A 24,272-nucleotide genomic window follows, 5' to 3' on the forward strand; every position below is an offset into this window, starting at 1 on the left:
CGGAAGAGCGCCCGGCTGTAGGGCCCTTCAGGCCCGCCCCCGGACTCCAAGGGCTTGGCCCGCGGGATGAGGGGGCGCCGGCCCAGACACCGGGTGGTCCGGGGTTCGAATCCCCGCGGCGGGACCAGCAAACCCCGGCCACCACAAAACCTCACGCTCCAAAACCGCGCAATATTAAGGCATATTAGTGTGAGGATTGTGAACCCTTACACGAGAGGCGTTGTGGGACTTCGAGGTACTCGAGAGTTACGAACTCTTTGCAGAGAAGAGGTTCGTAGTGAGGTTGAGGGGAACCAACATAAAGTTTAATGTATCAGCTCATAACGAAGACGAAGCAATTAAAAAGGTCAAGGCGTTACTCCTTCAACGAACGTAGACTGTCGTAAACGAAGAAGATGAACGGCAGGACCTCGAGCTTTCCGAGGATCATTGCAATGGATAACGTTATCTTCACGTCGGACGGCGCAATTGCTGTGAGTCCGGAGCTCAATCCCGTTCCAGACATGGCGGACGCAACTTCGAATATCACATCTATGCTCGGTGCTCTTAGCTTGTGGGCGCTCAACTGTTCAGTTATCACCAGAGCTAACACGAATAGAGTGAACAAGTAAGTAGCGACGACCGTTAGCATCGTAGCTAGCTCATCTGAAGTTATTTCTTTTCCCATTACGCTTATGGTGCTCACGTATCCCCTAGGGGTGCCTAAGGACTTCACTTGTTTCATTATTGACTTTCCCAGTATGTAGGCCCTATAGAGCTTCACGCCTCCGCCCGTCGAGAAGGCAGAAGCGCCCACGATCATTGCAACCGTAATAATATATTTCGACGACTCGCTGAACTTGCTAACGTCTTGGATCTGGAAGCCCGAGGTGGTGACTGCACTGGCCGAGTGGAAGAGGGCGCTCCACAACTCTTCCGGACCGAACTTTCTCCAAACCAACAATAACAACGATGCGTAGAAGAATATCGAGAAGATCATGAGTATCAACTCCGGATGCTTGAACCCATTCCTAACTTTACCGTACCTCAAGTTTAGGTATACGGAGAAGTTGAGCGCTCCCAGTATACAAGTCGTTATCACCGCGAGTTGTTGGACGAACGACAAGTCCGCCGTGCCTCCGGCGGTGGGCGCGAATCCCCCGGTGGCCAAGGCAGCAAAGGTGTAAACTATTGAGTCGTATAAACTCATCCCGGCCAGTCTCATATATATTATAGGAATAATTGTCAAGATCAAGTATATCGAGATTAAGTCTATTAGGGTGTTATACATACTTGGCCTAACCCTTTCTCCCTTCCCCAATGCCGAAACTATGCCGGTCGGAGAGACGTGGAAGACTATGGCCAATATGAGGGTTAGGAAGAGCGCCCCCACCTCGCCGGCCCACTGGCTAGAAGCTCGGAGCGCGTTTACGAAGGGAGATTCGTTCGAAGGGTTCAAGATAGTCAGTCCGGTGCCAGTGAAACCGCTCACCATCTCGAAGTAAGAGTCGATTAGCCCTTTTCCGGAAAAGTAGGAGAAGGGCACCGCAACTAAGAAGGGCGTTAAAAACCAGAACAAGACTAAGGACTTTATCATTATAGATGGATTGGTTACCGCGATTGCGTACTTCACTAGCTTGGACGCCGTCAGAGCGTACATGATAGCTATTATGAACGATATTGCGACGTTAGAGTCGAAGTAGGGATAGGTCAAACTTGTTACGGAAGCAAGGAAAAGCGCAAGGGACGATACCACTAAAGACAGCAAGAGACTCCAAGCGAGTACTGGCCACTTTCTAAGCAGACCTTCTAACCCTCTGTATGTAAGCCACTGCATTAAGCAGTACCGCCGGCAGCGCTTTCTTGGGAACGTAAAAGTATCTCGGCACAAGGTTCTTAAACAGAGGATCTCCTTGGAACATCACTTTCACTTCATAGAGCTCATCAGAATTTATACCTCTCAAGAACTCCTCGGTGTTGTTGATTATGTCCAGCGGCTTGAAGTACTTCATAGAATACTCTTCCTTTGGTGACGTCCTGTAAAACATTGTAAAGTTTTCGTAAGGATCTAAGGGCTTGAATGAGTTTGAGTACTCATCTTTCTTCATGACGTTTTCTAAGTCCTCTAACAAACACCACCGCGTCTCGCCGAACTCCACGTCTATGAAGTGTACTACCCTCGCCTTCGAGGTAGGCTTCCTCATCTCCTTCAGCTTGTTTTCGACCGTAGTTGGGCTCAAGTCAAGCATGGTTGCCAACTCTTCAGCCGTGAAGGCTTCACCCTTGAGCAAGCTCACTATGCGAGCTTCTATTATTTTTAGCCACGGCCTGAAGGCCGGCAAGCTCATTACGTGGGCTGCCAAGGGCGTTAGGCTCTTAGCCTTAACCAACTTAACCTTTATCTTCTTTTCTTTTAACATATCTATGAACTTCTTTGCCTTTTCCACATCTATGTATTTCTCGATAGCTTGTTTGACCGCCTCTTCGAAGACTAAGCCGTCGTCCGGAGTGACCTTCCCCAGCTTACCGAAGCTTAGTTGGATCTCCTTAGCGGTCTGTACTAAGTAGGGGGACCTTTCCATTGCCTTCCTAATAGCGCTCTCAACGTCATCTATTTCTTTGAGCAACTTTATCGGGTTTGGAGCTTCGCCGCCATCTACGGTAACGGCTATACCGGTAAAGGACGAACGGACGCTCACCGCCGTGGTGTACTCAGAGGAAACCTTATACATTATTAAGTGGGCCAAGGCCTCCGCGAGCCTCTGGTCCATGAAGCCCGTGAGCACGTAACCCCCGGGAACTTTTTCCAAATAATAAACGTCCCCGCCGGGGATGTCTACTTTCTTCCTCTTATAGCTCTCGAACACCTTCCTCACTTTCTTTTCAGCCTCAGGGAGGAGCTTCACCTCCTTCGGTCTCTCCTCCTCGAGTACCTTCTTAGCGTAATCTGGGATCAATGAAGAGCGGTGGAACTCCTCGCCCTTCCAGAGGGGTATCTCGCCCGTCTGATCAGTGGCCGGCTCCACGTAGACCTTCATGCCCTCGTCGTCTATCCCAACTACCTTCCACGTCTTTCCCCCCAACCTTATCTTGCTCTCCGGCCTCAAGTACTTGTAAACATAGAAGGCGTCCAAGTCGCCGACGACCTTATTACCCCACTTAACTATGAAGACGTCCCTCTCGGAAATAACCGAGAAGAACTCGCCGAAGGAACGACTCCACCTCTTCTTTTCACCGCCGTCAAAAGACCAGAGTCTATAGAACATGTAGCTTACCTTTAATTTGTTTTCGTCCCAAGCGAGTATCTTGTTCTTCACTAATACATTTATAAGTTCGTTAAACGTCTCTTTCGTTAGGTTCCTGTACGGATAAGCTCCTTTCACGACCTCGTAGGCCCACGAGGGGTCCAGCCTTTTCTCTTGTAACGTCATACCGACGATCTCGCGAGCGAGGACGTCCAAAGGCGCGTCCGGCACATTTGGAGGTTCTACTATCCCTTTTACGGCTAAAACGGCTTCGGTGTAACCGTCCAGCGCCTCTATGTCGTCCGTAGTGATTATAACGCCTCTAGACACTGCCCCAAGCTTGTGGCCGGCCCTTCCTACCCTCTGAAGCAGCGAAGCTACGGTTCCCGGAGGTTTGAATAGTATTACCTTGTTTAGGTTACTTATATCTATACCTAGTTCCAACGTCTTAGTAGCTATAACTATGTCCAGATTCCCGTCTTTCAACCTCTTCTCTATTTCTTGTCTTATTTCCTTGGATATCGAAGAGTGGTGCACCTCTACCTTAAGACCTTCCATCTTAGAGAGCTCTTCGTGTAGCCTCTCTGCTGCGTAACGCGTGTTGACGAACACGAGCGTAGGAGGTTCGACGTGTTCGAGTATCTTCTTGGCAGAAGTCTTCCAAAAACCTTCTTCTTCCTTCGCTTCCCCTATATTGTCAACGATCAGCTCTATCTTTCTCTTAACGTTAACTTGTACGATCTCCGAGTCCCTGGAAGATGAACCGAAGAGCAGCTTGGCCGTGGTCTCCGGATCCCCGATCGTGGCGCTGAGCGCTATCCTTTGGAAGTCCCTGCCGCTGAAAGCCTTCAACCTCTCTAAGAGTAAACTTAGCTGAACGCCCCTCTTGCTGCCCACCAGCTCGTGGGCCTCGTCGACGATGACCCATCGCACGTTCTTGTAATACTTCCGGAACTGGGAAGCCCAGTCTAGGTCTATCTTAAATCCCTCTGGGGTGGTCAACAGTATGTGTGGAGCCCTCTTGAGCCTCAAGCTCCTCTCGGAGGCGCTCACGTCTCCGTGTTTCCTGGCGACTACGAAGCCTAGTCTTTCTGCCCACCACTCTATCCTGTTCTTTAGGTCGTTGATCAAGGACTTGAGAGGAGTAATGTAAAGGACGCTCAAGGGTTCGGGCCTTTCCTTTATCATCTTTGCAAATATCGGAAGCATCGCGGCCTCGGTCTTCCCGTAACCTGTCGGGGCAGCAATCAAGACGTTCTTGCCTTCCATTATCGGTTTGAAAGCCCTCTTCTGAACTTCAGTTAAGCCCTCCCAACCCCTCTCCTTTATCAGCTCTACCAAACGCGACGGCAGCAAGTCGGCTTCGACCGTGCTCACTCCCATCACCTCACTGGCTGCGACCTTAACCGCTTCGTCGTTGACCCGTTATGCCTATATAAATGATGAAGGAGCCGACGAGGGGGTACAGAAGTTGGGGAAAAAGGAAAAGATGAAGTGTATGTACTGCGGAAGGATGTTCTTCAAGGGCCAAGGCGTTATAATAAACATAGGTGGTGAAACCTTCTACTTCCACAGCAAGAAGTGTGCCTTAGAGTTCTTTAAGAGATTAATGGAGAGGATCCCTTTAGAGACCAGCCTACCCGCCGCCAAATCTTTGGTAAGGGAGCTCGAAGAAGTCATCAAGAAGAGAGAAGAACGCAGCAAGAAAAAGTTCTGAGTAGTGTTTACTCTTGGAGCGGCTCTACGTGGATAATTTGAACGGGGCAAGCGGCAGCCGCCTGCTCCGCACAGTCCTTCAACTCCTCCGGTATGACGCCCTCAGCGGGGTTGTCGCCGGTGCGGTACTGGGGCACTATAACTGCCTTGTACTCCTCATTCATCTCGAAGACGTCGGGACATAAGTGCGCACATACAGCATCGGATATACACTTCTCGTTTTCTATCCAGACCTTGTACTTGGCCATCCCCTTTTCACCGGAGGAGGGCTGCACGTACGGTTTATTTTACTTACGGCGGAAACCTTTTCGAGGGCCGATGACGTGTGTGGCGGACACCGAACAAAGGGATGTGGACTAGGAGCCCTCGGAGGCCTTCAGATCATCTTGACCTTCGTTTCGAACTCGCTGACAGGAGCCGGCTGGTCCTCAGGAGCGTCGGGGCTGAGCTGTCCCCTCTCCACCAGGACTTGACGCGTTAGCAACCAGTACAAGAGCGCTAAGCTCTTCCTCCCCTTGTTGTTGCCCGGTATTATCAAGTCGACATTTTCAGTCTTGTTGTCAGTATCACATATAGCGACTACCGGTATCCCTATCTCGGCTGCCTCGACTATGGCTTGCTGGTCCATCCTAGTGTCAGTTACTAGCAAGACGTCCGGTTCATAGTAGACCTCCAAGGCAGGGTTGGTCAGCGTGCCCGGGACGAAGCGACCTATTACGGGCTTGGCGCCTGTGAACTGCGCGAACATAGTAACCGGTTTATGACCGTATTGCCTTACAGAGACCACCATAACCTTCTCCGGTTCGAAACGAGAAAGGAACTTGGCCGCCACTCTGATCCTCTGGTCTATCTTCCTCACGTCAAGTATTGCGAGGCCGTCTATATTTCTCCTCTTATACACGAACCTCTTCATATAGTTAGTTACCATTTTGGTCCCTATATGTACTCCGTGCTGTAAATACATCTCCAAGGGTATTAGCAATTCTACCACTTTTTCGCTTGTCTCCGCGCTCACGACTACCACCTGTGAACGCGCGTGCTGAACTTAATAATCTCCTTTGATACGTCAACAGCTGAGAGCATAGTCCTCCTGCAGCAATATCTCTTTATCCCCAACTCGTCCAGCACCTTGCCGGGATCCTCGCCGGCCCCCACCCTTCGCGAGAACTCCTCGTACTCCGGCCACAAGGGCCTTCCGCAAGTGTAACAGCGAATAGGGAGCATCAAGGGCGACTCACCTGTAGCTCTTCTGTTTCCTCCTCCTGGCGGAGTACCTCATCCACTTCTCCGGTTCGGTCCTCCTCGGGTCGCCGGACAACATGTGTCTGTCGTGCTCCTCATATAGGGCCTTCAGTTCCTCGCTCCCGGTATACTTGACTAATCCCCTAGCTATCGCCATGCGCGCAGCCTCCGCTTGAGCCATGAAGCCTCCTCCTTTAACGAATACCTTGATGTCTATATTGTTCATCACCTTCTCGCCCGCTAACAACAGAGGTTCGAGGATCCTCCACCTCTTTATCTCAGGCTTAACTATCTCGACAGGAACGCCGTTGATCCAGACCCTCCCCTTACCGGGGTAGATAACGGCCCTAGCTACGGCCCTTTTCCTCTTCCCCGTTGCGAGTACTATCCTTACGCCTCCCTTACCTTGTTGCTCCTTAGCCCACTTCACAACTACCATCACATTTCACCTCCCTTCCACCCCATCCGGCGTGCCACCTCTCCCACAGTTATGTACTTTCCGGAGAGCCTCAGCGCGTCCGCGTCCGGGAACCTTAACGTGTTCTCCTTAGGTACGTATTCCGGCTCCCCGATGTATACTTTGAGCCTCTTCAAGGCTTCTCGTCCCCTGGAGTTGTGCTTTGGAAGCATACCCTTAACAGCGTCTTTTATTATCCCTCTTGGGGTTCTCGGCCTCTTTATCTTGTTTCTGTAAGGGTTGGTGTGGGTCTTTACATTCAGCACTATCTGGTAACCTTTTACTACTCTTGTGGGCTCGCCCGACAACACTGCCTTCTCTGCGTTGATCACGTTAACCTCCCACCCTTCTAACAACATCTTAGCTATGTGGGAAGCCATCCGACCTACTATTTGATTCGTAGCGTCGACAACAACTACCCTTTTCAAGCCCATCACCTCAAGTTATTATTTTAATACCGCTACCTTTGGGGTTCTCTTTTACCAACTCCAAAATATGAAGGGCCTTACCTCCCGCTGTCTCTATCTTCTCTAAGGCCGTGTAAGAGAACGAGAAAGCTGCCACCGTTACCTTCTTCTCTAACTCACCCGAGCCCAAGACCTTGCCGGGCACTACCACGACGTCGCCGTCGTTGGCGTACCTATTTATCTTACTTACGTTTACCACAACCCTCTGGCGGGCCGGCCTGTTGAGGAGTTCGTAGACCCTCCTCCACGCCGGAGACTTAGTCTTCCAGAGCTCGTCCAGCGTTTTCCTTAACAAGACGTTGGTGATTTTTCTCCTCCTCGCGGGCACCGGTCGTTCACCCCTCGCGAGACTGCAGGTGGTTCTTTAATTCGCTCAGCTTCTCGACAACCGCCTTGGCCGCTTCGACCAAAGTCCTCCTAGCGCTTAACGAGCCGTCGCTTTCCAGCTCGAAGAAGTAGGTGTCCTCTTCGAAAACGGGGCGTATTCCCTTACCCTCGCAGACGTATTCTGTACAGTACATAACCATGGATAGGGTCGTCCCCTCCTTCAAGCTGAGTTTGTTGTTCCTCATAACGAAAGCTTCCTTACACTTCTCTACGCACTCCTTCTGACACTCCACGTCGCACAAACTCTCTTTGACAGATATCCCCTTTAGCAGGGGTTTGACCACGGAAACGGTGGCGGGCATCCACTTGGCGTGTTCCCTCCCCCTGCCCAATCTTGCGTATGCTATTATCTTCACCTTCTGCTCCCCTATTAAGGCGACCACCGGGATGTTGTCGTATACCGGCTTCACGTCTTCGTCTTCGCTCTTCAAATCTTTTGAGTAAACGATTACTTGCTTTCCGTTCGCGGACGCGTCTAAGTACAAGCGTACGTAGCAAGGTTTCCCGTCGACCACACACTTATCTGCCTCAGCCTCCTCCGGAGTACAATCCATACATGCTTCTGGAGGAGCGTACCTCTCCAAGGCTTCCTCGCTCTTTAGGGGGATCATTGCTAGTCTGTGGGCAATCACTTCGTTGAACAGCGTGCTATCGTTCCTATCAACAGCAATAAAGTCGATCGCCATCTTAGGGGCGAGCTCTAACGCAGCCCGTCTGATCGCGTTGAGAACTGCTAGGGGATAACCCTTCACCAACAAACGTATGGAGGTTGGGGTTTCTTCCAGGACCTCGAGGGGCAAAACTCAGACCCTCCTGCCCCTTCTGCCGCCGGGCCTGCGTATGGTGTCGTGAGGCAATGGAGTCACGTCCTCAATCCTCCCTATGATGAATCCCGACCTCGCCAGAGCCCTGATGGCTGCTTGCGCACCGGGACCGGGAGTCTTGGGCCCGTAGCCGCCGGGGGCCCTCACCTTTATGTGGATGGCTGTTATACCCCTTTCCATGGCTTGCTGTGCCGCCCTCGCGGCAGCTATCATAGCGGCGTAGGGAGAGGGCTTCTCGTGGTCGGCCTTCACTACCATTCCTCCGGTAACCCTTGAAGCGGTCTCAGAGCCGGTGATGTCTGTTATGTGGACGAATGTGTTGTTCGGCGAGCTGAATATGTGTGCCACGCCCCACCTTACTTCTTTCGGCATAGTCACGACCCCCTGCCGCTACTCCTGTGCCCTTTTGAAGTACGGGCTGGTAGGCGCGTAGCCTATCAAGTCCTCCTCTTCCCTCCTCACTATGTAGCCCGGGCTTGTGACCCTCCTGCCGTTTATGGCGATGTGTCCGTGTACGACGAGCTGACGTGCGTGGTGGATGCTCTTCGCCAACCCCTTCTTGTAAACAACGGTCTGCAGCCTCCTTTCCAGTAGGTCCCTAAGCGTGAGGGATAACACGTCGTCGAGGGTAGCGTTTTCTTCAACCAGACCCAAGTCGTAGAGCCTTTTTAGTAAGGCCTTCTCTTCCTTTTCCCTAACGTCGGCCGGCAAGGCCAGCAGCTCTCGCGCGCGGTGGCGGTACCTCCTCAACATTGCAGCGGCGATCCATATCTCCCTCTTGTTCCTCAGTCCGTACTCGCCCATTAGCTTCATCTCTTCGATGAGCCTTTCCTTCACCCACGGGTGACCGGGAGGAGACCACTTCTTCCTAGGCTTGCGCGGATCTCCCACGACCAGTCACCTCACTTAGACTTCTTGCTGACACCCACAGTCATGCCAAGTCTACCCGTAGTGGCGGTCCTCTGGCCCCTCACCTTCAAGCCTAAGCTGTGTCTCAAGCCTCTCCAGCTCTTTATCTTCTTCTCTCTCTCTATGTCCTGTCTCGCGTAGAACACCAAGTCTGCGCCTATCAAGTGCAAGTCTTTGCCGGTCGCATAATCCTTCCTCCTATTATAGAGCCAGCTGGGAAAGCCCAGCTGGGTTATGTCTTTGACCTTCTCGTCTAGCTCTCTTATCCTGGCCTCGCTCAAATAGCCCAGCCTCATGTGAGGGTCTATTCCCAGTTTCCTAAGGATGGCAAGCGCTGTCGTATAACCTATGCCCTTTATCTTAGCTAGCCCGTAGACGGCCGGTAGGGCGCCGTCTATGTCCGTATCGCCTATACGCACTATATACTTGAACTCTTCTGCCAGTCTCGCCACCCCGCCGGGTCTCCTCTAGCGAGCTTAAAACTAGTTCCAAGGGGGCGCTTCGTAAAGATGAGGGATGAGCGCAACCACCGCCCCTGAGAGGTGATGGTCGGGCTACCAGAGCGACCTCAAAACATTTCAAGGACTTGCCGTCCCGTCGTCCGGCGGCTCCCCGGCAAGGGGGCCTAGGGGCCCGCTGTGAGCCGGGGTCACTCTGTTATTCCCCGGACATCTTCCGCCGAACGTCCCTTCAGAACCAAACGTCTAGCTATTTTCCCGAACGCCTTTGCCCTGTGCGAAATTTTCCTCTTTACCTCTTCGCCCAGCTCAGCAAACGTCATCTCGTAACCTTCGGGTACGAATATGGGATCGAAACCGAACCCCTTATCGCCCCGGGGCTCGGGGGCTATCGTCCCGCGGACTTCTCCGACTTCTACTAAGACTCTGTCGTCTTCGTCCACCAACGCAGCAGCGCACACGAATCGCGCACTCCTTTTTTCGACCCCCTCCATCAACTTCAACAAGCCCCTCAGCCCTATGGTCCGGTAAGCGTAGTTGCTGAACGGGCCCGGGAAGCCTTTCAGCGCGTCGACGAAAAGCCCGCTGTCCTCGAGGAGGAGGGGTCTCTCCTCGAATCGTCCCTTGGCCTCTTCCGCCGCGAACCTCGCGACCTCCTCTACGCTGTCCGCTTGAACCTCTACCTTTTCTCCCATCAAGGGGATCACTTCGATTGAGAATTCTGAGAGTATGTCATTTACTTCCCTTACCTTGTGAGGGTTTGAAGTTAAGAAGTACACCCTTTTCCTTACCATACGGTCTTCCTCCTCTCTCTGACGTAACGCCCCAAAAGCTCTATTTGTCTAGTTAACTCGATCATTCTCTCGGCGTCGCCAAATTCAGAATACCCCCTCCAAAAGCTGTCTACCAAATCCTCCCTCTCTGGGTGTGCGCTGAGGAATGACCTTATCATTAAGTGAGCGTCGATCGCTTTTTCAATATCTGACTTCGTCTTCCTCGAGAGTCCGAAGTCTATTATGAATAATTTTCTACCCTTAACGATCAAGTTTGCTGTAGTGTAGTCCCAGTGGGCTATGTCAGCTGCGTGTAAGGTCGCGAGCTGCTTTCCCGCCTCTTCTATCGCCCACGCCTCTACCTTCTCGCTCAGAGGTATTCCCTCGATATATTCCATAACAATCGAATACTCGTTGTAATCCACATCGTAAGGTGTGGGCACGTTAATGCCCTCCTTGTAAGCTCTAAGCATGTTGTTGAATTCGTTGCGGGTCCTCTCGTACCTCAGCTTCGAGTCCAATTTAGGGTGTCTGTAGGCCTTGGGCTTCCTAACCTTGTAGACGGCCTTACAGCCCCAGTACTTCGCCAAGTACACCTCAGCTTCCGCGCCCTTCGCCAAGAGGCTCAATACTTCCAGTATTTACCTCACCCGCAACACAGTCCCCTGGCTGGTCAGAAATGAAGGTTCTTCCCAGCATAGACGTGTCAGAGGGACGGGCCGTAAAGAGGGTGAGGGGAGTCAAGGGCACAGGATTGGACTTGGGCGACCCTGTGAGGTGGGCCGAGTTCTGGGCGCTCGAGGGAGCACAAGGACTTCACATAGTGGACTTGGACGGGGCCGAGGCCGGTAAACCAATAAACGTCGAAGTGATAAACAAGATAATTGATAAAGCGAAGGAATATGGGCTGTGGGTCCAAGTGGCGGGCGGCTTGAGGGAACTAGAACACTTGAGGCTGTACCCTAGAGCAGACGCCTTCGTTATAGGGAGCAGGGTCCATAAAGACCCCGACTTCTTGGACGTCGCCTCCGAAGCGATCGGGGCGGACAAGATTATTGTCTCTATAGACCTGAAGGGAGGTAAGGTTAGCGTAGAGGGATGGAAAGAGGAAATACCCGTAGGCTTGAAGGAGGCCCTCGAAAAATTCAGTGGGAAAGCGTTCAAAGGGTTCCTATATACATACGTAGATACTGAAGGAACCATGAAAGGCCCCGACGTAAGTGGTGTTAGATATATCAGGAAGGAATATCCCAACAAGCTCCTCGAGTATGCTGGAGGCGTCGGCTCTCCGGAGCACGTGAAGATGCTGGAAAGCGCTGGCGTCGATGTAGTGATATTGGGAATGGCGTTATATTCCGGCAAACTGCGCCTCAAGGACTTGGTGTGGTAATGGGGTTCTGGCCCGACAAGAGGGAAGTTAGCGCCTATTACTTGCTAAAGGAGCGCTTCGGGAACACCTTCAACTTAGGGGAGGCAGTAGAAGTTCTGTCTCCTTACTTTCCGAAGAGGGTGACGTTCAACATAATAAAGAGGCTGACGAAGCTTGGATTGTTGGAGAAGAGGGGGAAATATGAATACGTGATAGTGGACTTCGAGGAGTGGGTAAGCAAGAAGGCAAAAGAATACCTAGAAGCCCGGAAGAAGCGTCACTCCTCCTCATAAACCTCTACGACTATCCTCGCCCTCACCTTGTTCTTGCTAAATGGAGGCAAAGTTTTGCCCAAATCTATAGCTACGAACACTGGCCTGTTTAAGTGGTCTTTGAACTTTACCTCGGCGACGTACTTGCTCTCGGGAGGAGTTTCTATGGCCTTAGCTATCTCGTCCATTAGCCTGCTCAGAGCCATCTGGAACGATATGGGAGATTCCAAGTCTTCTGGGTCTAAGGTTATACTTAGTGTAGGTACCTTAATGAGGCCTATCTTCGCCTCGCCTTCGAATACGGCCACTTTCCTCGACTTCTCCAAGCTAGCCCCGCGGAGAGACTTGGGGCTTGCGCCTAAAAATAGCTTGGTTCTTTTGAGCTTACTTAACCCTTTCCAGTACTATGTCTATAGTGCTTATCCTGCTCTGCCTGCCGTCGGCGCTGGTGACGGTCTGGCTGCCAATCCTTATCTCGGCGACCCTTACCTGGCCGGGCAAGAATCTATTCCTCACTATCTCTACAGTATCCACTGCCTTGCTTATGGCCCTGCCCCTGGCCTTTATCTCTATCCTGTCTACGCCTTGGTTTAGGAGGGTCAGGGTCGCCAGCACGTAGTTCATGACCGGCTTCTTACCAACCCTAACCTCGTTGCTCTGGGGTATTTGCGCGGCCACGACCTTTCACCGGGCTAGCCGGCCCGTGGGGGATTATAAATGATTGAGAAAGTCGAGTAGCTCTCCCTTTGCGACCTCGTCTTCAGGGTTCAGTAATACCGCATGCAAGCCGTTCTTCTTAAGGAAATTGACTATTTGCAAAGCCTTTGGACGTCGCCTTAGGTCTCTGCTGACGACGACGGCTACGTCAGCGAAGAGGGCATACTCTGGTCGTCCGGAGTCGAGAACCCATGACTCGCCCGCTAGGGTGTCAAGCTCCCTTAGAATGCCCTTCAAGAACTTGCCTTCGAGTTGTAGGGCGCTACCTACCTTATATATTTTTGCGATTACCTTCGTGTGCCTCTCCAACGCCCCGTGGGGACACGCCCAGAAACACGAAGTACACGAACTACACAGTTCGGGGATGGAGTGTGGGTAACCCTCCTCGTCACGTAGCATAGCCTTGTCTGGGCAGGCTGCCGCGCACAAGTTACACCTCAAACACGCGTCCTTGAGAACCGTCGGATAAAACGATCTCACAGTCTTTACGAGAACTCTGGGCGCATTGATGAAGTAGTGGAACTCGCACACCTCTTTGGCCTCGACCGGCACGGCCCTCAGCAGTTCTGCGAGTTCGAGGGCGAGCAGCGTTTTCCCTTCTCCGCCCAAGCCAACTACTGCGACTCTAACCAATCTACCACCTCCTCGACGAAATTACCAAAGCCCGGGTCTTCCTTGTAAGGCATATAGAATTTCCTCAAAGCTGTATGTACGTTGAACTGACCAAGGCCCACGTTGACGACGACCGCCGCCCCCCTCTCGTAATAGCTCGCAGAACGCAACTCGAACTCCTTCACTTGCTCTTCCGCCCCGGGGTGTTTCCTCACGAATAGCAAGCCCTTCTGCGCTGGCATAGGCGTGTTCGTCTCGACGACTACCGCGTCGGCGCCGTTGTCCTCGGCCAACCTCCGCGCGACGCCCATCAAGCCAAGTAAGTAGCCAAACTCGTTAAGCCCTGGTTCCACGCGCAGCTCTATAGCGAAGCCGTCCCCCGCGTTGATTATTTCGTACTCCGCACCCTTGGTCTGCTTGAACTTTATCGCACCTCGGGGACAAGCGTATGCGCAGGCCGGACAACCCTCACATAAGCCATCTATTACCTTCAAGTCTTCGGTTATCGCCCCCTTGGTACAGGCTTTTAAGCACTCCCCACACTTGTCGCATACACTCTCGTCAATGTAAGCTTTGATGGCGTCGTAAATTTCGTACCTCTCTGTGACATTATAAGAGTCTAGATAGCTGCTGATGGGAGATGTCGTCAGTACCACGTAACCCCTTCTCACCAATTCGGCGCCGAACAAAGTCTTCCCGACTCCGCCGCTGAAGGAAGTTAGCACAAACGTCTTCAGCAAGCTTAAAATCCCGTAAATAGGACGCCGAGAGACCGAATTAGGATACGGGTGAACTCAGTGAACCGTAACGCTCTTCGCTAAGTTCCTAGGCTTATCCGGGTCCAAGCCTTTCTTAATGGCCATATAGTAGGATAACAGCTGTAAGGGCGGAGTTAAGGCAAACGGGGCGTATTCCCAGTCGACCTCTGGGACCGGAACGTCGCCGTTGGGAGCGAGCCAGTGGACCTCGCTCCCTCTACTTTCGAATTCCTTCTTGGCGACGTCCAACTTTTCTACGTCCTCTGGACTCCAAACTAGGAGCACGGGGAATCCGGGCTCTGCCAGCGCTATAGGGCCGTGCTTGGCTTCACCTGCCGGGTAAGCCTCCGCGTGGACGTACGATATCTCTTTAATTTTTAATGCTCCTTCCATTGCTATCGGGTAAGATATACCGGTCCCCAAGACGTACATGTCCCGTTTAAAGTACAAACGCTCGGCAAGCCCTTTTGCGTATCCCGCACTAACCTCAATGCTCTCCTTAGTCAGTTCGCTGAGCTCGTCGGCCATACTCTTAACTTTTTCCACACCTTCTCCGACTATCCGAGCCACCAACACTTTGAGGATACTCAACTGAGTTAAGAAGGTCTTTGTGGCCGCGACGCCTATCTCCGGCCCGGCCCTTGTGTAGAGGCTCACGTCTGCTTCTCTATCTAGAGTAGAACCGACTACGTTAACCACGCTTACGACCTTTGCTCCGTTCTCCTTAGCTATCCTCACGGCCTTCAAAGTATCGTACGTCTCGCCGCTCTGACTTATAGCTATGACCGTTCCTCTGAGGATTTTGGAGAAGTGCAGAGCTTCGCTAGAGTCTATAACTGGGATGTATTTTCCGGTTTCCTTCATTACGCTGTACGAGAATATTAAGCCAGCGTGGTATGACGTACCCGCTGCCACGACCACGGTCCAGTCGTCGAGGAGGTCTACTACTCTCTCTACCTTATCCCACTCGGATACTATAGATATTAAGGTTTCTTTGACGACTTGAGGTTGTTCATGAATTTCTTTGAGCATGAAGTGGTCGTAGTCTCCTTTTTGTGCCTGAACGGGGCTCCACGCGGGCTTAACGAAGTTCAACCGCCTCTGCCTACCTTCCCTTTCAACGTAAATCCTCGATGCGTCCATCCACCCCACGTCGCCGTCGTATAAAGGGGACACTTCCCAGCAGCTGTTCACCAAACTGACCACGTCGCTGGAGACGTAGTTCCCCTTGGGTCCCCTTCCGACCACTAACGGGCTCTCCTTGCGCGCGAAGAACACTTTGTGTGGTTCTAGAGAAGTTATTGCTACTATCGCGTAGTACCCTTCGAGGCGCGCTACTGCCGCCTTGAACGCCTCGAAAGGTTCTTTGAACTTTAGTTCCTTTTCAAACAAGTGGGCGAAAACTTCCGTGTCCGTCTCGCTTTTAAAAGTGTGTCCCTCGGCCTCGAGCTCTTGTCTGAGCTTCTTGTAATTTGAAATTATTCCGTTATGAACTACCGCTACTTTACCCTCGCAATCCGTATGAGGGTGTGCGTTCTCGTCCTTAGGGGCGCCGTGCGTGGCCCAGCGGGTGTGGGCTATGCCCACGCTAGCCCTAAGCTTCAAGCCCCCCAACTGGGACCTTAGTAGCTTGACAAGGTCCGCTACCTTACCCTTCTTCTTCCAGACCTTTATGACGTTAGCTTCAACGTCATAAACTGCTATCCCCGCGGAGTCGTAGCCTCTGTATTCCAAGGACTCCAACAGCCTCACCAACTCTCTCAACACGTCTCCGTAGTGTTCTTCTCTAGCCGCCACGCCGGCTATTCCACACAAGCTGTCGAGCCCTAAGACCGCTCGCTCCTTGAGTTTTTGCGCTCTCTCATATTACAAAAAATTTATAAACGGAACGAGTCCGCGTCTGTGTGGGAAGTGCCGCGGTAGTATAGCCTGGCCCAGTATGCGGGCCTGTCAAGCCCGTGACCCGGGTTCAAATCCCGGCCGCGGCGCCAAACACCTCTTCCATATATGTCACACATAAACGGGCCCGAGTTTCCAACCCTTAGGTGTTACCTAGCGTGGTAGAGTTCCGGTGGAAACCCTTCGCGGGTTCCGGTAAGATAGTGAAAAACTACGAAGCACTTAAACATTACCTAGAGCTGGTCAGAGGTACGGAATGGTACGACAAGGCCTTCCTAAACGAGGACGATTTCAACTACCTAAAGGAAGTGACGAGAGATAAGATGAGGCTTGTAGACTTGTTGGAAAGGCTAGAGGAGTACTTCATGAACAGAGTAAATGGGACAAAGGCACTAGAAGCCTTCCAAAAGCTCAACTATCCCGTGGGCGATGAAGAGGAAGCAAAAAGGGAGATGGCCAAAATCCTGGCCGGATGGTTAGTAGAGGCCGCTGAGGAGTGGGACCTGCTGCGCCTCCGTGGGCCACACTTCGATTGAATTAGGTTTATCTAACCGATCCACATCCCCACCTTTGGGTATAGAGACGTGCCATGCGTCGTGGTGCCTACAGATGATAAAAAGACGGTAAAGTTAGGACACTTCGGCGACGCAAAGTATTATTTACACTTCGTGGGGGAAGGAAACAAATGGACCTTAGTCAAAGAAGTTGTAAACCCATACAAGGAGGAGGATGAACACGAGCATGAACACAACACACTCGAAAAAAGGCGAAATATATTGGAACTTAACAAAGACTGTGACGTGTTCGTCTACACGGTCTTCGGCCCTGGAGGGGAGAACTTCATGAAAGAACACGGAAAGGTGATTGTTAGAGTAAAACCCAAGACAACCATAGAAGAAGCATTAAAGTTGGTAGAAGCGAGTCTCCGTTTAGCCTAATCGCCCATAACGAAGTTTTGCTCTTCCATAGCTTTTTCGACTTCCCGTTCTTCGTTCTCTGGTTATAGATAACGACGACTCGTATAGCGCCGACCTTTGAGTGTTAGTCTTGAAGGGACACGATTGAAGGCTTTGAGATCGGTAAATAAGGGAGCTTTCCTTGGCGCCGGGGGCGGGATTTGAACCCGCGCGGGGTTTCCCCCACCGGCTTAGCAGGCCGGCGCCCTGGCCAGGCTAGGCGACCCCGGCTCCGGGTTGGGGGAGTATCATTCCTCTAATAAGTTTTGTGCCTCGGATCCTAGCCTGCTCCTCACCTATCAGATCCCGTCTGGTCCTCACAGGCCTCCTCTAACAAGAACTTCGCGAGCTCGAACCCCACATCGACGTCGTAGGCCTTCGATACGCCAAACCAGAGCGGAGAGGGGTTGACCTCTATCACCTTAGGGCCCTCCGGGCTCTCAACCAAGTCCACGCCACCGTAGCTCAGCCCTAAAACGCTCACGGCCTTCACGGATACCTCCGAGTACTCTTCCAAAGGAGCGGGATCTACTTCGGAACCTTGGGCGTAATTGGTAGCGATCTTGAAGGGTGATATTCTGTACATCGAAGCCACCGCCTCTTTCCCTATTACGAAAGTTCGGACGTCCCTCGCCTTCTCTATGTACTCTTGAACGACTGCGTCAAAACTGTAGGGAAGTAATGGTATTAAATAGTGTACGGACCTCTCGTTAACCCTGTTGACGCCTAGCCCTAGACTGTTTGAAAGGGGTTTTATTACGGCCTCGCCCAGTTCTCGCACTTTTTCCAATAACTCGAACCTGGTCCTCACTAAGAACGTCTTCGGTACAGCTATTCCTTTGGATTCCAACAATTTTATAGAGACGTATTTGTTACGCGCCGCCAGCGTGGCTTGAGGGTCGTTTATTACCTTCTTTGCACTCTTTAAGCATTCCACTAAGGAGAGCATCCTGATGGAATCGTAGTAGTACGGCAAACCCCTTGCGACGACCATATCGAACTTGTCTAAATCACGACAACTGAGCTCGTCGTAGGACTTTAATGACGTCACAGCGCCAAGCTTAGTTAAATAAGCGCCTAATATGAGTGCAGAACGAGGCATCTTTCTCTGAGGATAGAGTATAAGTATGTGGGGGGTTCGGCCCTGGCATCCACGATCATCGCCGTACTCACCAATACCAGCCCTCCTCATCTCCAGTACTCACCGGGCGGTACGTAGAACGGTATTTTGCCCTTATGGTAATCGTAGAGAAGGGTCCGTGCGGCCTCCTCCACGAGCGGTTCGTGGTCGCTCTTGTAGAACCAACCCCTCCGTCTAGCCAACTCCTCCAAGAAGGAATACGGTTCTTCGGTGTCGAACCCGTAAGCCTCCTCGAACGCTTTAGGACTATATTTTTTGATAAAAGTGTAGAGTTGTACGGCCACGCCCACGGGATCCTTTAGCTTCTCCGGCGGTGCGCCCCTAAGGGTCTTCTCCAGAGGGGTCCCGTCCGGCGGTATTACGCCAGGCGTATCGAGGAAGTAGATTTGGCCGGGACCTTTGTAGAGACCGGGCCTCTTCGTGAAGCCCGGACTGCCCGGCACCGGAGAAGTGCTCGCCCCGGCCCTCCCCCTTAGGGCGTTGATTACTGTGCTCTTCCCCGTCTTGGGGTAGCCCACCACGGCCACCACAATAGGCCTCACGTCAGTCGCCCTGTTTATTTTTCTTCTCAGCACACGCGTGCCCTTATGTTCTCTGGCCGCCAAATAAACGGCTTCGTAGCCTTCCCCTCTGAAGATCCTTGTCCACTCCTCAGCTACTTCTCGAGGGACTAAGTCGGCCTTATTCATTGCTATTATTATAGGCTTCCCCATGGTCTCTGCGAGGCGCTCGAGCCTCCTGCTCCTGGTGGTGAGGGGTACTCGAGCGTCTATAGCTTCGACCACCACGTCGGCCCTCCTCATGAGGGAGGCCAGAGAGCCCCAGCTGAGGGTTATCATTCCCATCTGCTCCTGAGCACACTCCACAATAGGGTTAAATAGCTGGAAAGGAGCGTAGCCCGAATAATCCACTCGCTCACGTCCGGACCTATTGGGTCAGAAGCAATAACGTACATAAAGAATATAAGTATCGTAAACATCTCCAACGTTAGCGTTTGAACAATGTTATTTATAAAAGTTTGAATTATAAGTAAGAAATTGCTGAGAGCTAGTATAAGTGACATTATCATAGCTAAGTGGCTGTAATAGTAGCCTTGTTTGAACGCCAACAGTACGTAGATCAAAAAGGGCACGTAAGACACAAGGAGGGCGAGTCGCAACAAAATGGGGCTTAGACCGACACTTCCCCTCTGCCTATCTATATAAAGAATTAACAGTAAGTCTAAAGTCAAGAGCACCAGTACGTACTCGTAATCAAATATCGAAGAGTTTTCATAGGTCATGGTATAAGCGATTAAAGTTAACAACACGAACAACAAGTCTAGGGCTGCAGCCAAACGGTAGTCACCACCAAAGACGGCAATTGAAAGAAGTAAGAGGAACGAGATCCCCATGAGGGGACCAACCACGAAGGGGTACCACGTCTCGCCGGTGTTATAGTTTATTAAAGCGTACTGTAAGAAGACTAGCGTGAGTAATAACATACTTATGTAAAACGTTACTTTGGCTGCCTCCACGGTCGTGTTGGTTATCATCTGTGCTCCACGCTGGGTAAGCCCCGTGAAACATTAATTCCCTTTTTGAGATACTTACCTTAAGTTCCAAACCGACCTCATGAGCTCAGCCGTTTCGACCCTTCTCTTCATGTACCATTCTGTACCTATGTCGGGCCTCCACACGCTCTTCCAACCCAAGAACCTCACCTTGGAGGCGCACGCGTTGGCGCTCTCGGCCGCCTCGCTTACGGACTTGCCCTCCGCATAAACTTCAACCGCCCTCGAGCCTCCACTCACGAGCTTACCGTCTTGGACGTCCACCGAAGCGTAGTACAACTTAGCCCTCTCGCACTCAGGAACCACAACCTCCCTGCCTTTGGCCAAATCCCTTCGTTCGGGATAACCCATGGGCGCTACGCACTTCACTACGCTCGCCACTTCCTTAACGCTGAACTCGGTCTTCAACTCCCCTTGAGCCGCCTCAAACATGGCTTCCAGCACGTTCCCCTCAACAACGTTCATTGCGTTAACTGCCTCTGGGTCGCCCAGCCTTGAATAGAACTCTATTAGGACCGGGCCCTTGGTGGTCAACATCATCTGTACCGATATCGCTCCGACATACTTCTCCCCAGTCTCCTTCGCTATGGCCTCTACTACCCTTTCTAGAATTTCCACGGCTACTTTGTACTCCTCCTCCGTTATGAATGGTAAGAGCTTGCCGGGGCCTTGAACGGTACCCATTCCGCCGGTTTCGGGTCCCACGTCGTAAACAAATAAGTGTGGGTTGTCTTGAACAGCAGGCAAAGGAACTACGCGTTCGCCGTCAGTGAAGGCTTGGACTGTGTACTCCACGCCGTCGACCTTCTCTTCTATTAATAACTTCTCTTTAATGTCTGTGTACTTAGCCATAACTTCAGTCAGTATCCTCCTGGCATGTTCTTCCTTTACTTTTTTCTTTTCTTCGCTCAAATACGCTTGCATGTCAGAGATTACTTTAACGCCCTTACCTCCGGCTTGCCTGGCCGGCTTTATAGCTACGTTCCCTGCCCTTTCCAAGAATTCTATGGCTTCTTCCCAGCTGTCGAAGAACCAAAAGTCCAAATTCCCGGGGATGTTGTACTTTTTCATTAAACTTCTAGCAAAGACTTTACTCTTCTCTATTTCGGCGGCCTTTGAGGAGGCTCCGAAAACCGTAAAGCCTGCCGCTCTCAGGGCGTCGGAAACTCCCCTGAACTGTGGCTCCTCAGGGCCTATTACCACAAGCTCCGCCCTGAACTTCTTGGCCGCCTCTACGACGTCTTGAGGGCTCGTGGGGCTACCCTTGAAAAACTCTCCCCCAGAGTCCTTCGTAAGAGAAAGCAACCCCGGGTTCAAGTTGGAAGATACCACCCCCAAAGACGCCCCATGACGGACCAAGCGCTCTCCGATGGCATGTTCTCTCCCGCCGCCCCCGACTAGGAGGACCCTCTCACCGGCCAAACCTTATATCCCTCGAAGCGTCCAACTTTTTTGGCCCTAAATAGGCTCCTAGGTGGGATATCATGCTCGTTCCAGCCAACGTTAAAGAAAAAACTCGTATAAGGTTTGAGAACAATCAGTGTATAGTTGATGGTAGGAGCTTCAGCACAGAGCACGTAGTCCTGGTATCCCCTTCTAATGCAAAGCTAGTCTTGGACGAGGAAGGGATTAAGTTAGAAGCTAGTTATGATCAGTACCCCAAGTTCAGCACTTACGGCAATTACATCGTAATAGGTGTATCTTCGGACAGGTACATACCTACTTGGGACAGCTTGGAAGGGAAAGTAGTGAAGGTGGACGAGCGCGGTGGCTCCGCAGAGGGCGAGCTGGGGATCAGAGCATCCCTCAATAGGAGTTACGTGACGGTAGAACTCATAGGCAGCGACAAGAAACCGGCGAAGTTCTACGTCAAAGAAGTGAAACTAGAGGCTGAAAGGCCTGACTTCGTCAACGTGTTAGGCTCCAGGTTCCACACGTTCTACATAAAGACCCATAAAGACTCAAAGGTACAGATCAAGAAGGAAGATAACAAGCTCTATATTAACATCTCTTCTTCAAGTGAGGAGCAGTGATGGATCGCCGGCGGGCCTTCCCCCTTCCTCAACATTTTCTACTTTCCCGTCTCTGATCCTTACGACATAATTTGCGTACCTAATGTGTTCCGGGTTGTGAGTTACTACCACTACAGTTTTTCCCAGTTCTACGTTAAGTGTCTCCAACAGGTTCATTATTCTCAGTGCGTTCGTCGTATCTAAGTTACCAGTAGGCTCGTCCGCTAGTATTATTTCTGGATCGTTGGCTAGAGCCCTTGCTATTGCAACCCTTTGCTGTTCCCCTCCCGACAACTCAGTGGGTTTTCTAAAAGCCTTCTCGCCCAGACCAACCTTCCTCAAGAGGGTCAAAGCCCTCTGTTTCCTCTCTCCCTTCGGAATTCCCCTAGCCAACATAGGTAGCTCGACGTTCTCCATCGCACTTAGTCTGTTTATCAAGTAGAACCTCTGAAAGACGAAGCCTACATACTCCCTCCTGAGCCTAGCCCTGCCCTCCTCGTCTAAGTCCTTCACGTTCTTCCCAGCTAATATCACTTCCCCCTTGGTAGGTGTGTCCAAGGCCCCTAGCAAGTGTAGGAGCGTGCTCTTGCCGGAGCCCGAGGGACCCAAAATCACGACAAAGCTCCCTTTGGGTATCTTTAGGGTAACTCCCCTGAGCGCCGGGTAGGAAGAGTTCCCGAATGTGTAGACCTTCCACACGTCCCTAGCCTCTGCCGCGTAGGAACTCATTGAGGACCTCCCTCCCCAGTTCGGCGTGGTCTTCAGTCCAGCCTATGCGAAGTTTCGCCTTGCCCAAGGGCCTCCAATCCAAACCTAGGGCCTCTGCAGCGTTTCTAGTCGTCACGGCGACGTCAACCTCCCCACTGGCTACGGCCGAAGCGAGGGCCTGGGGAGTAGGCATGGTGAGCCTTACTAGTTTTTTCTGTACCTCTTCCTTGCTTATCCCCTCAGCATCCAAGAACTTGAAGAAGAAGGGGTAAAGGAAGGAAGACTTGTGAGGTACCCCCACCCGCTCTCCCCTCCCCACGACGACTACCTCTACCTCTACCTCCTTTCCGGAAGCCTCAGGGGATATCCAGACGGAACGTAAAGATTTCTTAGAGGCGTAGGCGCCGCTGTAGCTGCCCAGAGGCAGTAATTTTGGAGGGTAATCGAGCGTCTCCACTACGATGTCTACTGCCACGTCGGTGTCGCCGACTATAGCTCCCTTGTATCCGGGGTCCTTGAAGAGCCACACCTCTACTTCCTCGTCGGGCTCCACAGGAGCTCTCCGGGTCTCGGGTATTACTATGTAACCGTCCGCTTTGGAGTAACTAACCATCGCGTGGTCGGAGTGTGAAGCGGGAAACGCGTACCACCTCGAGCCGTCAGTAAGTAAGCTGACCGGGACGTGAGTTCTCCTCCCCTTGGCCCCCACGAAGCTCGTCGTCGCTATGGCTTTTACAGAACTTTGTGTGCTCTCGCTCGCCTTAACCATCTTCTTCAAGTAGGGGATTACTAGGCGCTCTAAGTTGAAATACGCCGAGTCGGGATGGCCCGCCAGGCCGAAGACCGGCTTACCCTTTACAACACCCAACATAACCGGCTTGCCGGGCTTGAATGCCAATCCGTGGACCAGTACCTCCCCGACCTCGCCGACTGCCCGGTATACGAAGTCCGCGGGTCCCGCGGAGGTGGAGCCCGTCGTCACGACCACATCAGCCTTCTCTACGCCCTTCAATATGGCTCTCTTTATCTTCTCTTTGTCGTCGGGCACCACTCCGTGAACTATTGGGACGAATCCCTCTTCCTTCAGCCGGGCTTGTAGAGAGTAGGTGTTGACGTCGTATATTTTGCCCGTCTCCAGAGGCTCGCCGGGCTCCACCAGCTCGGAACCCGTGGATATCAGATAAACCTTGGGCTTCCAGACCTTTACCTTCCTTATGCCTACTGCTGCCAAAGAGGCTATTACCCTCGAGTCGACCCTGGTACCCCTCTTCCAGAGGGGCTGTCCGGAGTAAACGTCGGTGGCGGGCCAGAGGACGTTTTCGCCGGGGACCACGGACTTGTAGACCAGTATTTTGTCTCCGACCTCCTTCACGTACTCTATCATAACTACCGCATCAGCCCCCGGCGGAAGGGCCGAACCCGTGTCGACTTCTGCCGCTTCCCCCTCTCTGACCTCGAAGTTCGGTGCTTCGCCCACCCTCACCTCCCCTACTACCCTCAGTTCTACGGGCTCGTCTTCAGAGGCGCCCCAAGTGGAGCGGGCCTTAACGGCGTAGCCGTCCACGGACGAGCGGGGGTACGGGGGTATGTTTATCGGCGACTTCACGTCCTCTGCGAGGTAAAAGCCCAATGCCTCTTCTATCGGTACTTCCTCCGCTTCGGGAGGAGTTGGGGGGACCCTATCCTCGAGCCTCTTCACAGCCTCATCTGGAGGGAGGAGTTCCTTGAATACCTTTCTCTCCTTCTTCAAGCTCAGTCCTCCGTAAACCGTCACCCATTGGTCACGTTTTACGCATACCCGGTTTATGTAAACTGGTAT

Annotated in this window: 32 protein-coding genes and 2 tRNA genes; 8 read left to right on the top strand and 26 right to left on the bottom strand. The window is 52.2% G+C overall.

The annotated features are described in order from the left end of the window. Positions 1–220: 220 nt before the first annotated feature. Positions 221–376 carry a hypothetical protein gene (locus AC1HCZ_RS01495; protein WP_479461780.1) on the top strand — a complete coding sequence of 52 codons (156 nt, stop codon included), beginning with the start codon at positions 221–223 and terminating at the stop codon, positions 374–376. Here AC1HCZ_RS01495 and AC1HCZ_RS01500 read toward each other — a convergent pair. Both AC1HCZ_RS01500 and AC1HCZ_RS01505 read right to left on the bottom strand, forming a co-directional pair. Next, the gene (locus AC1HCZ_RS01500) at positions 356–1,693 is read right to left on the bottom strand and encodes a TrkH family potassium uptake protein (protein WP_479461781.1); all 1,338 of its coding nucleotides are present in this window, start codon (positions 1,691–1,693) and stop codon (positions 356–358) included. The two genes, AC1HCZ_RS01495 and AC1HCZ_RS01500, sit on opposite strands and share 21 nt — an antisense overlap. Positions 1,694–1,775: 82 nt before the next feature. Further along, on the bottom strand, positions 1,776–4,601 hold the full coding sequence (locus AC1HCZ_RS01505; protein ID WP_479461782.1) for a DEAD/DEAH box helicase: 2,826 nt from the start codon (positions 4,599–4,601) through the stop codon (positions 1,776–1,778). Between the two features lie 40 nt (positions 4,602–4,641). On the opposite strand from AC1HCZ_RS01505, the gene AC1HCZ_RS01510 reads away from it, so the two are divergent. After that, positions 4,642–4,941 carry a hypothetical protein gene (locus AC1HCZ_RS01510; protein ID WP_479461783.1) on the top strand — a complete coding sequence of 100 codons (300 nt, stop codon included), beginning with the start codon at positions 4,642–4,644 and terminating at the stop codon, positions 4,939–4,941. Positions 4,942–4,948: 7 nt separating this feature from the next. Here the strand turns inward: AC1HCZ_RS01510 and AC1HCZ_RS01515 are convergent, their stop codons facing one another. From AC1HCZ_RS01515 to AC1HCZ_RS01570, 12 genes are all read right to left on the bottom strand, one after another. Next, positions 4,949–5,188, bottom strand: coding sequence for a ferredoxin (locus AC1HCZ_RS01515; protein WP_011998225.1), 240 nt, complete (start codon positions 5,186–5,188; stop codon positions 4,949–4,951). 128 nt (positions 5,189–5,316) lie between these two features. Continuing rightward, positions 5,317–5,955: a 30S ribosomal protein S2 gene (gene rpsB, locus AC1HCZ_RS01520; protein WP_479461909.1), complete on the bottom strand. Its 639-nt coding sequence runs from the start codon at positions 5,953–5,955 to the stop codon at positions 5,317–5,319. Positions 5,956–5,957: 2 nt separating this feature from the next. Next, positions 5,958–6,167, bottom strand: a complete 210-nt coding sequence (locus AC1HCZ_RS01525; protein ID WP_479461784.1) for a DNA-directed RNA polymerase subunit N — start codon at positions 6,165–6,167, stop codon at positions 5,958–5,960. A 7-nt stretch (positions 6,168–6,174) separates the two neighbouring features. Next, entirely contained in the window at positions 6,175–6,621 is a 447-nt protein-coding gene (locus AC1HCZ_RS01530; RefSeq protein ID WP_479461785.1) for a 30S ribosomal protein S9, read from the bottom strand. Next, positions 6,621–7,073 (bottom strand): 50S ribosomal protein L13, encoded by a 453-nt coding sequence (locus tag AC1HCZ_RS01535; protein WP_479461910.1) that lies wholly within the window; start codon positions 7,071–7,073, stop codon positions 6,621–6,623. Before AC1HCZ_RS01535 ends, AC1HCZ_RS01530 begins: the two co-directional genes overlap by 1 nt. A gap of 4 nt (positions 7,074–7,077) precedes the next feature. After that, a complete protein-coding gene (locus tag AC1HCZ_RS01540) occupies positions 7,078–7,434 on the bottom strand; it encodes a 50S ribosomal protein L18e (protein WP_479461786.1) in 357 nt (118 codons plus the stop codon). A gap of 7 nt (positions 7,435–7,441) precedes the next feature. Further along, entirely contained in the window at positions 7,442–8,293 is an 852-nt protein-coding gene (locus AC1HCZ_RS01545) for a DNA-directed RNA polymerase subunit D (protein WP_479461787.1), read from the bottom strand. 3 nt (positions 8,294–8,296) lie between these two features. Continuing rightward, entirely contained in the window at positions 8,297–8,689 is a 393-nt protein-coding gene (locus tag AC1HCZ_RS01550; protein ID WP_479461788.1) for a 30S ribosomal protein S11, read from the bottom strand. A gap of 18 nt (positions 8,690–8,707) precedes the next feature. Next, a complete protein-coding gene (locus tag AC1HCZ_RS01555) occupies positions 8,708–9,208 on the bottom strand; it encodes a 30S ribosomal protein S4 (RefSeq protein WP_479461789.1) in 501 nt (166 codons plus the stop codon). A gap of 11 nt (positions 9,209–9,219) precedes the next feature. Further along, positions 9,220–9,669 carry a 30S ribosomal protein S13 gene (locus AC1HCZ_RS01560; protein WP_479461911.1) on the bottom strand — a complete coding sequence of 150 codons (450 nt, stop codon included), beginning with the start codon at positions 9,667–9,669 and terminating at the stop codon, positions 9,220–9,222. A 206-nt stretch (positions 9,670–9,875) separates the two neighbouring features. Continuing rightward, on the bottom strand, positions 9,876–10,478 hold the full coding sequence (locus AC1HCZ_RS01565; protein ID WP_479461790.1) for an XTP/dITP diphosphatase: 603 nt from the start codon (positions 10,476–10,478) through the stop codon (positions 9,876–9,878). Further along, a complete protein-coding gene (locus AC1HCZ_RS01570; protein ID WP_479461791.1) occupies positions 10,472–11,086 on the bottom strand; it encodes a KEOPS complex kinase/ATPase Bud32 in 615 nt (204 codons plus the stop codon). Before AC1HCZ_RS01570 ends, AC1HCZ_RS01565 begins: the two co-directional genes overlap by 7 nt. Positions 11,087–11,136: 50 nt before the next feature. Here AC1HCZ_RS01570 and AC1HCZ_RS01575 point away from each other — a divergent pair, with 50 nt between their 5' ends. Further along, the gene (locus tag AC1HCZ_RS01575; RefSeq protein WP_479461792.1) at positions 11,137–11,847 is read left to right on the top strand and encodes a 1-(5-phosphoribosyl)-5-[(5-phosphoribosylamino)methylideneamino]imidazole-4-carboxamide isomerase; all 711 of its coding nucleotides are present in this window, start codon (positions 11,137–11,139) and stop codon (positions 11,845–11,847) included. After that, positions 11,847–12,119: a hypothetical protein gene (locus AC1HCZ_RS01580; protein ID WP_479461793.1), complete on the top strand. Its 273-nt coding sequence runs from the start codon at positions 11,847–11,849 to the stop codon at positions 12,117–12,119. The genes AC1HCZ_RS01575 and AC1HCZ_RS01580 overlap by 1 nt, the downstream gene beginning before the upstream one ends. Here the strand turns inward: AC1HCZ_RS01580 and AC1HCZ_RS01585 are convergent. The 5 genes from AC1HCZ_RS01585 to glmS are packed head-to-tail and all read right to left on the bottom strand — an operon-like array spanning position 12,104 to position 16,000. Next, positions 12,104–12,424, bottom strand: coding sequence for a hypothetical protein (locus tag AC1HCZ_RS01585; protein WP_479461794.1), 321 nt, complete (start codon positions 12,422–12,424; stop codon positions 12,104–12,106). The genes AC1HCZ_RS01580 and AC1HCZ_RS01585 overlap by 16 nt on opposite strands. Before the next feature lie 58 nt (positions 12,425–12,482). After that, positions 12,483–12,776, bottom strand: coding sequence for a DNA-binding protein Alba (albA, locus tag AC1HCZ_RS01590; protein ID WP_011998210.1), 294 nt, complete (start codon positions 12,774–12,776; stop codon positions 12,483–12,485). A gap of 33 nt (positions 12,777–12,809) precedes the next feature. Next, positions 12,810–13,448 carry a 4Fe-4S binding protein gene (locus tag AC1HCZ_RS01595; RefSeq protein ID WP_479461795.1) on the bottom strand — a complete coding sequence of 213 codons (639 nt, stop codon included), beginning with the start codon at positions 13,446–13,448 and terminating at the stop codon, positions 12,810–12,812. Beyond that, positions 13,430–14,167 carry a 4Fe-4S binding protein gene (locus tag AC1HCZ_RS01600; protein ID WP_479461796.1) on the bottom strand — a complete coding sequence of 246 codons (738 nt, stop codon included), beginning with the start codon at positions 14,165–14,167 and terminating at the stop codon, positions 13,430–13,432. Before AC1HCZ_RS01600 ends, AC1HCZ_RS01595 begins: the two co-directional genes overlap by 19 nt. 54 nt (positions 14,168–14,221) lie before the next feature. Next, the gene (gene glmS / locus AC1HCZ_RS01605) at positions 14,222–16,000 is read right to left on the bottom strand and encodes a glutamine--fructose-6-phosphate transaminase (isomerizing) (RefSeq protein ID WP_479461797.1); all 1,779 of its coding nucleotides are present in this window, start codon (positions 15,998–16,000) and stop codon (positions 14,222–14,224) included. Positions 16,001–16,098: 98 nt separating this feature from the next. Here glmS and AC1HCZ_RS01610 point away from each other — a divergent pair. The 3 genes from AC1HCZ_RS01610 to AC1HCZ_RS01620 all read left to right on the top strand — a co-directional run bounded on the left by AC1HCZ_RS01610 (position 16,099) and on the right by AC1HCZ_RS01620 (position 17,022). Then, a tRNA-Asp gene (locus AC1HCZ_RS01610) sits at positions 16,099–16,176 on the top strand. Positions 16,177–16,242: 66 nt separating this feature from the next. Beyond that, positions 16,243–16,620, top strand: coding sequence for a hypothetical protein (locus AC1HCZ_RS01615; RefSeq protein WP_479461798.1), 378 nt, complete (start codon positions 16,243–16,245; stop codon positions 16,618–16,620). Positions 16,621–16,668: 48 nt separating this feature from the next. Continuing rightward, complete coding sequence (locus AC1HCZ_RS01620; protein ID WP_479461799.1) at positions 16,669–17,022, top strand: NifB/NifX family molybdenum-iron cluster-binding protein; 354 nt, start codon at positions 16,669–16,671, stop codon at positions 17,020–17,022. Positions 17,023–17,183: 161 nt separating this feature from the next. Here AC1HCZ_RS01620 and AC1HCZ_RS01625 read toward each other — a convergent pair. From AC1HCZ_RS01625 to purD, 5 genes are all read right to left on the bottom strand, one after another. After that, positions 17,184–17,271 (bottom strand) — tRNA-Ser (locus AC1HCZ_RS01625). A 61-nt stretch (positions 17,272–17,332) separates the two neighbouring features. Continuing rightward, positions 17,333–18,142: an ATP-grasp domain-containing protein gene (locus AC1HCZ_RS01630; protein ID WP_479461800.1), complete on the bottom strand. Its 810-nt coding sequence runs from the start codon at positions 18,140–18,142 to the stop codon at positions 17,333–17,335. A gap of 86 nt (positions 18,143–18,228) precedes the next feature. Continuing rightward, positions 18,229–19,020 (bottom strand): GTPase, encoded by a 792-nt coding sequence (locus AC1HCZ_RS01635; protein ID WP_479461912.1) that lies wholly within the window; start codon positions 19,018–19,020, stop codon positions 18,229–18,231. Further along, entirely contained in the window at positions 19,017–19,715 is a 699-nt protein-coding gene (locus AC1HCZ_RS01640) for a hypothetical protein (protein ID WP_479461801.1), read from the bottom strand. The genes AC1HCZ_RS01635 and AC1HCZ_RS01640 overlap by 4 nt, the downstream gene beginning before the upstream one ends. Before the next feature lie 54 nt (positions 19,716–19,769). Beyond that, a complete protein-coding gene (gene purD / locus AC1HCZ_RS01645; RefSeq protein WP_479461802.1) occupies positions 19,770–21,155 on the bottom strand; it encodes a phosphoribosylamine--glycine ligase in 1,386 nt (461 codons plus the stop codon). Positions 21,156–21,217: 62 nt separating this feature from the next. Between purD and AC1HCZ_RS01650 the strand changes: the two genes are divergently transcribed. Next, positions 21,218–21,766 (top strand): hypothetical protein, encoded by a 549-nt coding sequence (locus tag AC1HCZ_RS01650; RefSeq protein ID WP_479461803.1) that lies wholly within the window; start codon positions 21,218–21,220, stop codon positions 21,764–21,766. Here AC1HCZ_RS01650 and AC1HCZ_RS01655 read toward each other — a convergent pair. Together AC1HCZ_RS01655 and AC1HCZ_RS01660 are read right to left on the bottom strand one after the other, a co-directional pair. Beyond that, complete coding sequence (locus AC1HCZ_RS01655) at positions 21,749–22,474, bottom strand: ABC transporter ATP-binding protein (RefSeq protein ID WP_479461804.1); 726 nt, start codon at positions 22,472–22,474, stop codon at positions 21,749–21,751. The genes AC1HCZ_RS01650 and AC1HCZ_RS01655 overlap by 18 nt on opposite strands. After that, complete coding sequence (locus AC1HCZ_RS01660) at positions 22,449–24,203, bottom strand: molybdenum cofactor synthesis domain-containing protein (protein ID WP_479461805.1); 1,755 nt, start codon at positions 24,201–24,203, stop codon at positions 22,449–22,451. Before AC1HCZ_RS01660 ends, AC1HCZ_RS01655 begins: the two co-directional genes overlap by 26 nt. Between the last annotated feature and the right edge of the window lie 69 nt (positions 24,204–24,272).

Source organism: Ignicoccus sp. (assembly GCF_056435145.1).

Excerpts from the sequence above, each read along its gene's own strand:
- AC1HCZ_RS01515 (WP_011998225.1), bottom strand. The coding sequence starts at position 5,188 with ATGGCCAAGTACAAGGTCTGGATAGAAAACGAGAAGTGTATATCCGAT.
- AC1HCZ_RS01530 (WP_479461785.1), bottom strand. The coding sequence starts at position 6,621 with ATGGTAGTTGTGAAGTGGGCTAAGGAGCAACAAGGTAAGGGAGGCGTA.
- AC1HCZ_RS01535 (WP_479461910.1), bottom strand. The coding sequence starts at position 7,073 with ATGGGCTTGAAAAGGGTAGTTGTTGTCGACGCTACGAATCAAATAGTA.
- AC1HCZ_RS01550 (WP_479461788.1), bottom strand. The coding sequence starts at position 8,689 with ATGCCGAAAGAAGTAAGGTGGGGCGTGGCACACATATTCAGCTCGCCG.
- AC1HCZ_RS01565 (WP_479461790.1), bottom strand. The coding sequence starts at position 10,478 with ATGGTAAGGAAAAGGGTGTACTTCTTAACTTCAAACCCTCACAAGGTA.
- AC1HCZ_RS01575 (WP_479461792.1), top strand. The coding sequence starts at position 11,137 with ATGAAGGTTCTTCCCAGCATAGACGTGTCAGAGGGACGGGCCGTAAAG.
- AC1HCZ_RS01580 (WP_479461793.1), top strand. The coding sequence starts at position 11,847 with ATGGGGTTCTGGCCCGACAAGAGGGAAGTTAGCGCCTATTACTTGCTA.
- AC1HCZ_RS01630 (WP_479461800.1), bottom strand. The coding sequence starts at position 18,142 with ATGCCTCGTTCTGCACTCATATTAGGCGCTTATTTAACTAAGCTTGGC.
- AC1HCZ_RS01635 (WP_479461912.1), bottom strand. The coding sequence starts at position 19,020 with ATGATAACCCTCAGCTGGGGCTCTCTGGCCTCCCTCATGAGGAGGGCC.
- AC1HCZ_RS01640 (WP_479461801.1), bottom strand. The coding sequence starts at position 19,715 with ATGATAACCAACACGACCGTGGAGGCAGCCAAAGTAACGTTTTACATA.
- AC1HCZ_RS01650 (WP_479461803.1), top strand. The coding sequence starts at position 21,218 with ATGCTCGTTCCAGCCAACGTTAAAGAAAAAACTCGTATAAGGTTTGAG.
- AC1HCZ_RS01655 (WP_479461804.1), bottom strand. The coding sequence starts at position 22,474 with ATGAGTTCCTACGCGGCAGAGGCTAGGGACGTGTGGAAGGTCTACACA.